The 7927-nt window shown below is 68.8% G+C and carries 7 protein-coding genes; all 7 read left to right on the top strand.

Translation table 11 applies throughout. The features are described from left to right. The 7 genes from hpaE to SZ55_RS10300 all read left to right on the top strand — a co-directional run bounded on the left by hpaE (position 1) and on the right by SZ55_RS10300 (position 7504). Positions 1-1461 (top strand): 5-carboxymethyl-2-hydroxymuconate semialdehyde dehydrogenase, encoded by a 1461-nt coding sequence (hpaE, locus tag SZ55_RS10270; protein WP_044405234.1) that lies wholly within the window; start codon positions 1-3, stop codon positions 1459-1461. A 132-nt stretch (positions 1462-1593) separates the two neighbouring features. Next, positions 1594-2517 carry a 3,4-dihydroxyphenylacetate 2,3-dioxygenase gene (gene hpaD / locus SZ55_RS10275; protein ID WP_044405197.1) on the top strand — a complete coding sequence of 308 codons (924 nt, stop codon included), beginning with the start codon at positions 1594-1596 and terminating at the stop codon, positions 2515-2517. A 10-nt stretch (positions 2518-2527) separates the two neighbouring features. Then, entirely contained in the window at positions 2528-2920 is a 393-nt protein-coding gene (locus SZ55_RS10280) for a 5-carboxymethyl-2-hydroxymuconate Delta-isomerase (protein WP_044405200.1), read from the top strand. Positions 2921-3001: 81 nt separating this feature from the next. Then, positions 3002-4312: an MFS transporter gene (locus SZ55_RS10285; RefSeq protein ID WP_044405203.1), complete on the top strand. Its 1311-nt coding sequence runs from the start codon at positions 3002-3004 to the stop codon at positions 4310-4312. Between the two features lie 13 nt (positions 4313-4325). Then, positions 4326-5129 (top strand): 2-oxo-hept-4-ene-1,7-dioate hydratase, encoded by an 804-nt coding sequence (hpaH, locus tag SZ55_RS10290; RefSeq protein WP_044405206.1) that lies wholly within the window; start codon positions 4326-4328, stop codon positions 5127-5129. Between the two features lie 23 nt (positions 5130-5152). Next, the gene (hpaI, locus tag SZ55_RS10295; RefSeq protein WP_044405209.1) at positions 5153-5956 is read left to right on the top strand and encodes a 4-hydroxy-2-oxoheptanedioate aldolase; all 804 of its coding nucleotides are present in this window, start codon (positions 5153-5155) and stop codon (positions 5954-5956) included. A gap of 93 nt (positions 5957-6049) precedes the next feature. Continuing rightward, a complete protein-coding gene (locus SZ55_RS10300; protein WP_044405211.1) occupies positions 6050-7504 on the top strand; it encodes an NAD-dependent succinate-semialdehyde dehydrogenase in 1455 nt (484 codons plus the stop codon). Positions 7505-7927 lie beyond the last annotated feature (423 nt).

Here is a 7927-nt window from a genome sequence, read left to right on the forward strand (position 1 = left end):
ATGATCAAGCACTGGATCAACGGCCAGGAAGTCGAAAGCAAAGAGACCTTCGTCAACTACAACCCGGCCACCATGGACGCCATCGGCGAAGTCGCCAGTGGCGGCGCCGAAGAGATCGCCGCGGCCGTCGCCGCCGCCAAGGACGCCTTCCCCAAGTGGGCCAACACCCCGGCCAAGGAGCGCGCCAAGCTGATGCGCAAGCTGGGTGAACTGATCGACCAGAACGTGCCCAAGCTGGCCGAGCTGGAGACCCTGGACACCGGCCTGCCGATCCACCAGACCAAGAACGTGCTGATCCCCCGCGCCTCGCACAACTTCGAGTTCTTCGCCGAGGTCTGCACCCGCATGGACGGCCACAGCTACCCGGTGGACGACCAGATGCTCAACTACACCCTCTACCAGCCGGTGGGCGTGTGCGGCCTGGTCTCCCCGTGGAACGTGCCGTTCATGACCGCCACCTGGAAGACCGCGCCCTGCCTGGCCCTGGGCAACACCGCCGTGCTGAAGATGAGCGAACTGTCGCCGCTGACCGCCAACGAACTGGGTCGCCTGGCGCTGGAAGCCGGCATCCCCAAGGGCGTGCTCAACGTGGTGCAGGGTTACGGCGCCACCGCCGGCGACGCCCTGGTCCGTCACCCGGACGTGCGCGCCATCTCCTTCACCGGCGGCACCGCCACCGGCCGCAAGATCATGCAGACCGCCGGCCTAAAGAAGTACTCTATGGAGCTGGGCGGCAAGTCCCCGGTGCTGATCTTCGATGACGCCGACCTCGACCGCGCCCTCGACGCCGCGCTGTTCACCATCTTCTCGCTCAACGGCGAGCGCTGCACCGCCGGCAGCCGCATCTTCATCCAGGAGACCGTCTACGACCGCTTCGTCGCCGAGTTCGCCGCCCGCGCCAAGCGCCTGATCGTCGGCGACCCGCAGGACCCGAAGACCCAGGTCGGCTCGATGATCACCCAGGCCCACTACGACAAGGTCACCGGCTACATCCGCATCGGCATCGAGGAAGGCGCCACCCTGCTGGCCGGCGGCCTGGAGCGCCCGGCCAACCTGCCCGCGCACCTGTCCAGGGGCCAGTTCATCCAGCCCACCGTCTTCGCCGACGTGGACAACCGCATGCGCATCGCCCAGGAAGAGATCTTCGGCCCGGTGGTGTGCCTGATGACGTTCAAGGACGAGGCCGAGGCCCTGCGCCTGGCCAACGACACCGAATACGGCCTGGCCTCCTACATCTGGACCCAGGACATCGGCAAGGCCCACCGCCTGGCCCGTGGCATCGAAGCCGGCATGGTGTTCATCAACAGCCAGAACGTGCGCGACCTGCGCCAGCCGTTCGGCGGTGTGAAGGGCTCCGGCACCGGCCGCGAAGGCGGCCAGTACAGCTTCGAAGTGTTCGCCGAGATCAAGAACGTGTGCATTTCCATGGGGAGCCACCACATTCCCCGCTGGGGCGTGTAGCCACGCCAGGTACTCATGCAGAACGCCCAGGTGCCGGACCCCGGCACCCAGGGCGTCGTATCAGCTGGCGTGCATCCACAACCACAAGAATCCCGGCCGCCCCACCAGGCGCCCGCCACCAGGAGAACCGTCATGGGCAACGTTGCTCTGGCTGCCAAGATCACCCACGTCCCCTCCATGTACCTGTCGGAGCTGCCCGGCCCGCGCCACGGCTTCCGCCAGGCCGCCATCGACGGGCACATCGAGATCGGTCGCCGCTGCCGCGAACTGAACGTCGACACCATCGTGGTGTTCGACACCCACTGGCTGGTCAACGCCAACTACCACGTCAATTGCGCCGCCCAGTTCGAAGGGCTCTACACCAGCAACGAACTGCCGCACTTCATCAGCAATATGGACTACGCCTTCCCCGGCAACCCCGAGCTGGGCCGCCTGCTGGCCGAGGAATGCAACCGCCTGGGCGTGGAGACCATGGCCCACGACGCCACCACCCTCGCCCCCGAGTACGGCACCCTGGTGCCCATGCGCTACATGAACACCGACCGCCACTTCAAGGTCATCTCCGTCTCCGCCCTGTGCACCTCCCACTACCTCAACGACAGCGCCCGCCTCGGCTGGGCCATGCGCCAGGCCGTGGAGAAGCACTACGACGGCAACGTCGCCTTCCTCGCCAGTGGCTCGCTGTCCCACCGCTTCGCCCAGAACGGCCAGGCCCCCGAGTTCGCCACCAAGGTCTGGAGCCCCTTCCTGGAGACCCTCGACCACCGCGTGGTGCAGATGTGGAAGGACGGCGAATGGGAAGACTTCTGCGCCATGCTCCCCGAGTACGCCGTCAAGGGTCATGGCGAAGGCTTCATGCACGACACCGCCATGCTGCTCGGCGCCCTCGGCTGGTCGAAGTACGACGGCAAGGCAGAGGTCGTGACCCCCTACTTCGGCTCCTCCGGCACCGGCCAGATCAACGCCATCTTCCCGGTCACCCCCCAGGACGGCTCGGCCATTCCCGCCGCCCAGGCCTCCAACCCCGGCGGCAACCCCACCGGCAGCCGCCTCTGAGGACCGCGCCATGCCGCACTTCATCGCCGAATACACCCACAACATCGAAGCCGAGGCCGACCTGCCCGGCCTGTTCGAGAAGGTCCACGCCTGCCTGGGCGCCTCCGGGGTCTTCCCCCTCGGCGGCATCCGCAGCCGTGCCGTGCGCCTGGACACCTGGCGCATGGCCGACGGCCAGCACGACTACGCCTTCGTCCACATGACCCTGAAGGTGGGCGCCGGCCGCGACCTGGCCACCCGCCGCCAGGTGGCCGATGCGCTGTTCGAGGTGATCAGCGGCCACTTCGCCGCGCTCCAGGCCCGGCGCCTGCTGGCCCTCTCCTTCGAGATGACCGAGCTGGACGCCGAGCTCAACTACAAGCTCAACAACGTGCACGCCTTCCTCAAGGGCCAGGCCGGCTGACCCCCGGCCCACCGCCGGCGCGGGGTGGCAACGCCCCGCGCCGCGCACCCCGACGCGACTCCCAACAAGAAGTACAAGACCATGAGCACCGCCCACACCGCCTGCCCCACCGGCGCTGACCACGCCACCCGCGACACCACCCACCGCACCGTCACCTGGCGGCTCATGCCGCTGCTGCTGGTGTGCTACCTGTTCGCCCACCTGGACCGCATCAACATCGGCTTCGCCAAGATGCAGATGAGCGCCGACCTGCAGTTCAGCGACACCGTCTACGGCTTCGGCGCCGGCCTGTTCTTCATCGCCTACGCCCTGTTCGGCGTGCCCAGCAACCTCGCCCTCGACCGCGTCGGCCCGCGCCGCTGGATCGCCACCCTGATGGTGGTCTGGGGCGTGCTCTCCACCAGCATGTTCCTGGTGCAGGGCGCCACCGGCTTCTACGTCCTGCGCTTTTTGCTGGGGGTCGCCGAGGCCGGCTTCTTCCCCGGCATCCTCGTCTACCTCAACCGCTGGTACCCGGCCCGCCGCCGCGCGCAGATCACGGCTCTGTTCGCCATCGCCGTGCCCATGGCCGGGGTCATCGGCGGGCCGCTGTCCGGCGCCATCCTCGAAGGCTTCCACGACGCCCTCGGCCTGCGCGGCTGGCAGTGGATGTTCCTCCTCGAAGGCGCCCCCGTGGTGCTGCTCGGCCTGCTGGTCTGGGCGCGCCTGCCGGAGCGCTTCGATGACGTCGCCTGGCTCGACGACGCCCAGAAGCGCCAGCTGCGCGAAGACATGGCCCAGGAGGAACAGCGCAAGCCGATCACCTCCTTCGCCGGCATCCTGCGCGACCGCCACGTCTGGCTGCTGGTGGCCATCTACTTCGCCGTGATGCTCGCGGTGAACACCCTGGCCTTCTGGATGCCCACCCTGATCCACGGCGCCGGCGTCGCCCGCGACAGCCAGGTCGGCCTGCTCAGCGCCGTGCCCTACCTCGCCGGGGTGTTCTTCATGCTCGCCTGCGGCCGCTCCTCGGACCGCCACCGCGAACGCCGCTGGCACCTCAGCGTGCCGCTGCTGATGTGCGCCGTGGGCATCGCCAGCAGCGGCCTCGCGCCCACCAGCGCGATCCCCGTGCTGGCCGGCCTGATCATCGCCGGCATGGGCGCCAGCGCCGCCCTGCCGATGTTCTGGCAACTGCCGCCGGCCTTCCTCTCCGACAAGGCCCAGGCCGCCGGCATCGGCCTCATCAGCTCCTTCGGCAGCATCGCCTCGTTCCTCGCGCCCTACCTCATCGGCTGGATGCGCGACACCACCCAGAGCGCCAGCCTCGCGCTGTTCGTCCTGGCCTTCTTCATCGCCCTCGGCGCCGGACTGGTGCTGCGCACCCCCGCCGCCCTGGTCAATCCACGCTAAGAGAGACCCCACCATGCTCGACGCCACCCTGATCCAGCAGGCCGCCGCCCGACTCGACGCCGCCGAACGCTCGCGGCAGCAGATCCGCCAGTTCTCCCTGGACCACCCCGGCATCACCATCGAAGACGCCTACGCCATCCAGCGCGCCTGGGTGGCGCAGAAGATCAGCGACGGGCGCAAGCTGGTGGGCCACAAGATCGGCCTCACCTCCCGCGCCATGCAGGTGTCCTCCAACATCACCGAGCCGGACTACGGCGCGCTGCTGGATGACATGTTCTTCGACGAAGGCACCGACATCCCCTTCGAGCGCTTCATCGTCCCCCGCGTGGAAGTGGAGCTGGCCTTCGTCCTCGGCAAGCCGCTGCGCGGGCCGAACGTCACCCTGTTCGACGTGCTCGACGCCACCGAGTGGGTCATCCCCGCCCTGGAGATCATCGACGCCCGCATCCAGCAGGTGGACCCGGAGACCCAGGCCACCCGCAAGGTCTTCGACACCATCTCCGACAACGCCGCCAACGCCGGCGTGGTGATGGGCGGACGCGCCGTGCGCCCCACCGAGATCGACCTGCGCCGCGTGCCCGCCGTGCTCTACCGCAACGGCGTGATCGAGGAATCCGGCGTCTCCGCCGCCGTGCTCAACCACCCGGCCAAGGGCGTCGCCTGGCTGGCCAACAAGCTGGCGCCCTACGAGGTCACCCTGGAAGCCGGGCAGATCATCCTCGGCGGCTCCTTCACCCGCCCGGTGGCCGCCCGCCCCGGCGACACCTTCCATGTCGACTACGACCAGCTGGGCTCGATTGCCTGCCGCTTCGTCTGAACCACCGCCCACGAGGAGTCCCCATGGACATGCCCGTCAACACCTTCAAGCAACGCCTCCTGGCCGGTGAGGCCCAGGTCGGCCTGTGGCTCGGCCTGGCCGACCCGTACTGCGCGGAGCTGGCCGCCAACGCCGGCTTCGACTGGCTGCTGATCGACGGCGAGCACGCCCCCAACGACCTGCGCAGCCTGCTCGGCCAGTTGCAGGCCGTGGCGCCCTACCCTGCCCAGCCGATCATCCGCCCGCCCATCGGCGACCCGGTGCTGATCAAGCAACTGCTGGACATCGGCGTGCAGACCCTGCTGGTGCCCATGGTGGACTCCGCCGCCCAGGCCGCCGAACTGGTGCGTGCCATGCGCTACCCGCCCTCCGGCATCCGCGGCGTCGGCAGCGCCCTGGCCCGTGCCTCGCGCTGGAACAGCATCCCCGGCTACCTGGACAAGGCCGACGAACAGATGTGCCTGCTGGTGCAGATCGAGAACCTCGACGGCCTGGCCAACCTCGACGCCATCGCCGCCGTGGAGGGCGTCGACGGCGTGTTCATCGGCCCGGCCGACCTCTCCGCCGCCATGGGCCATCGCGGCAACCCCGGCCACCCCGAGGTGCAGGCCGCCATCGAGGACGCCATCACCCGCATCCGCCGCGCCGGCAAGGCCGTCGGCATCCTCAGCGCCGACGAGGCCCTGGCCCGCCGCTACCTGGAGCTGGGCTGCAGCTTCGTCGCCGTCGGCGTCGACACCAGCCTGCTGATGAAGGCCCTGCAAAGCCTCGCCGGCCGCTTCAAGGGCACGCCCGCGCCGCCGTCCAGCGCCGGCAGCGTCTACTGACCCGCATTCCCGACCCGCTCCCCCATCAACGTCCGCCCCGGTGCTGCACGCAGCACCGGGAACGGGCGACGACCGTCCGAAAGAAGGCAGACCATGACCCTCGATGACCTCAACCTGCTGCGCGAACAGGCCTACGTGAACGGCCAGTGGATCGAAGCCGACGACGACGCGCGCTTCGCCGTGACCAACCCCGCCAACGGCGAGTTGATCGCCGAAGTCGCCTCCCTCGGCCGGGTGGAAACCGCCCGCGCCATCGACGCCGCCCAGGCCGCCCTGCCCGCCTGGCGCGCCCGCACCGCCAAGGAGCGCAGCACGATCCTGCGTCGCTGGTACGAGCTGATCATGGCCAACCAGGAGGACCTGGCCCGCCTGCTCAGCTGGGAACAGGGCAAGCCGCTGGCGGAAAGCCGGGGCGAGATCGCCTACGGCGCCAGCTTCATCGAGTGGTTCGCCGAAGAGGCCAAGCGCGTCTACGGCGACGTCATCCCCCACGACAAGCCCGGCCGCCGCCTGGTGGTGATCAAGCAGGCCATAGGCGTCGTCGCCGCCATCACCCCGTGGAACTTCCCCAACGCCATGATCACCCGCAAGGTCGGCCCGGCCCTGGCCGCCGGCTGCACCGTGGTGCTCAAGCCCGCCTCGGAGACGCCGCTGTCCGCCCTCGCCCTGGCGGCGCTCGGCGAGCGCGCCGGGATTCCCGCCGGGGTGCTGAACATCGTCCCCGGCACCCGCTCGCGGGAGATCGGCGCCGAACTGACCGGCAACCCGCTGGTGCAGAAGCTCTCCTTCACCGGCTCCACCGGCATCGGCAAGCTGCTGATGGCCCAGTGCGCCGAAACCATCAAGAAGGTCAGCCTGGAACTGGGCGGCAACGCGCCCTTCATCGTCTTCGACGACGCCGACCTCGACGCCGCCGTGCAGGGCGCCCTCGGCTCCAAGTTCCGCAACACCGGGCAGACCTGCGTGTGCACCAACCGCCTGCTGGTGCAGCGCGGCGTCTACGACGAATTCGCCCGGCGCCTGGTGGCGGCGGTCAACGCCCTCAAGGTGGCCCCGGCCGACGACGACGGCGCCCAGCAAGGCCCGCTGATCAACGCCAAGGCCGTGGCCAAGGTGGAGGAACACATCGCCGACGCCGTCGCCAAGGGTGCCCGCGTCCTGGCCGGCGGCAAGCCCCACGCCCTGGGCGGCCACTTCTTCGAGCCCACCGTGCTCGGCGAGGTGACCCCGGAGATGCTGGTGGCCCGCGACGAGACCTTCGGCCCGCTGGCACCGATCTTCCGCTTCGACACCGAGGAGCAGGCCATCGCCATGGCCAACGACACCGAATTCGGCCTCGCCTCCTACCTCTACACCCGCGACCTCGGCCGCGCCTGGCGGGTCAGCGAAGCCCTCGAATACGGCATGGTCGGCGTCAACGAAGGCCTCATCTCCACCGAGGTCGCCCCCTTCGGCGGCATCAAGCAATCCGGCCTCGGCCGCGAAGGCTCCAGATACGGCATCGACGACTACATCGAGCAGAAGTACATGTGCCTGGGCATCGGCTGATGCCCTCAGCGTTGATCAGCGTGGGCTGAAGCCCACCCTTGTATCTCGACGACTGCCCCACCCCAGGGGCATAGTCCCCGACTGATCATCGGGGGAGGGATAGGAAGCCGTGTCCACCCTTAGGCCGCGAGCCTGCAACGTAGATAGTGCTCCGCCCCTCCACACTCACTCGAACAGCCCGAACGGTATCCAGAGCCTYGAGCTCGCATTCACAAGGTTGGGCCGGGTGCAGTGATGATCGCGTCTGAACGGATCGAGAGGAGAATCCATGCCCAGCGTCATCGGCATCGACATCGCCAAACACACCTTTGACCTCGCCACCCTGCAGCCCAACGGCAAGTACCGCACCAAGGCCAAGCTGGCCAACGACAAAGCGGGCTTCGCCGTCTTGCGCGACTGGCTGAACAAGCACAGCGAACCCGG

Origin of the sequence: Pseudomonas sp. FeS53a (genome assembly GCF_000931385.1) — a bacterium.
GTDB lineage: Bacteria > Pseudomonadota > Gammaproteobacteria > Pseudomonadales > Pseudomonadaceae > Metapseudomonas > Metapseudomonas otitidis.

What these genes read in the sequence shown, in the direction of transcription:
- hpaE (WP_044405234.1), top strand. Translation starts at nt 1, where the DNA reads ATGATCAAGCACTGGATCAACGGCCAGGAAGTCGAAAGCAAAGAGACC.
- hpaD (WP_044405197.1), top strand. Translation starts at nt 1,594, where the DNA reads ATGGGCAACGTTGCTCTGGCTGCCAAGATCACCCACGTCCCCTCCATG.
- SZ55_RS10280 (WP_044405200.1), top strand. Translation starts at nt 2,528, where the DNA reads ATGCCGCACTTCATCGCCGAATACACCCACAACATCGAAGCCGAGGCC.
- SZ55_RS10285 (WP_044405203.1), top strand. Translation starts at nt 3,002, where the DNA reads ATGAGCACCGCCCACACCGCCTGCCCCACCGGCGCTGACCACGCCACC.
- hpaH (WP_044405206.1), top strand. Translation starts at nt 4,326, where the DNA reads ATGCTCGACGCCACCCTGATCCAGCAGGCCGCCGCCCGACTCGACGCC.
- hpaI (WP_044405209.1), top strand. Translation starts at nt 5,153, where the DNA reads ATGGACATGCCCGTCAACACCTTCAAGCAACGCCTCCTGGCCGGTGAG.
- SZ55_RS10300 (WP_044405211.1), top strand. Translation starts at nt 6,050, where the DNA reads ATGACCCTCGATGACCTCAACCTGCTGCGCGAACAGGCCTACGTGAAC.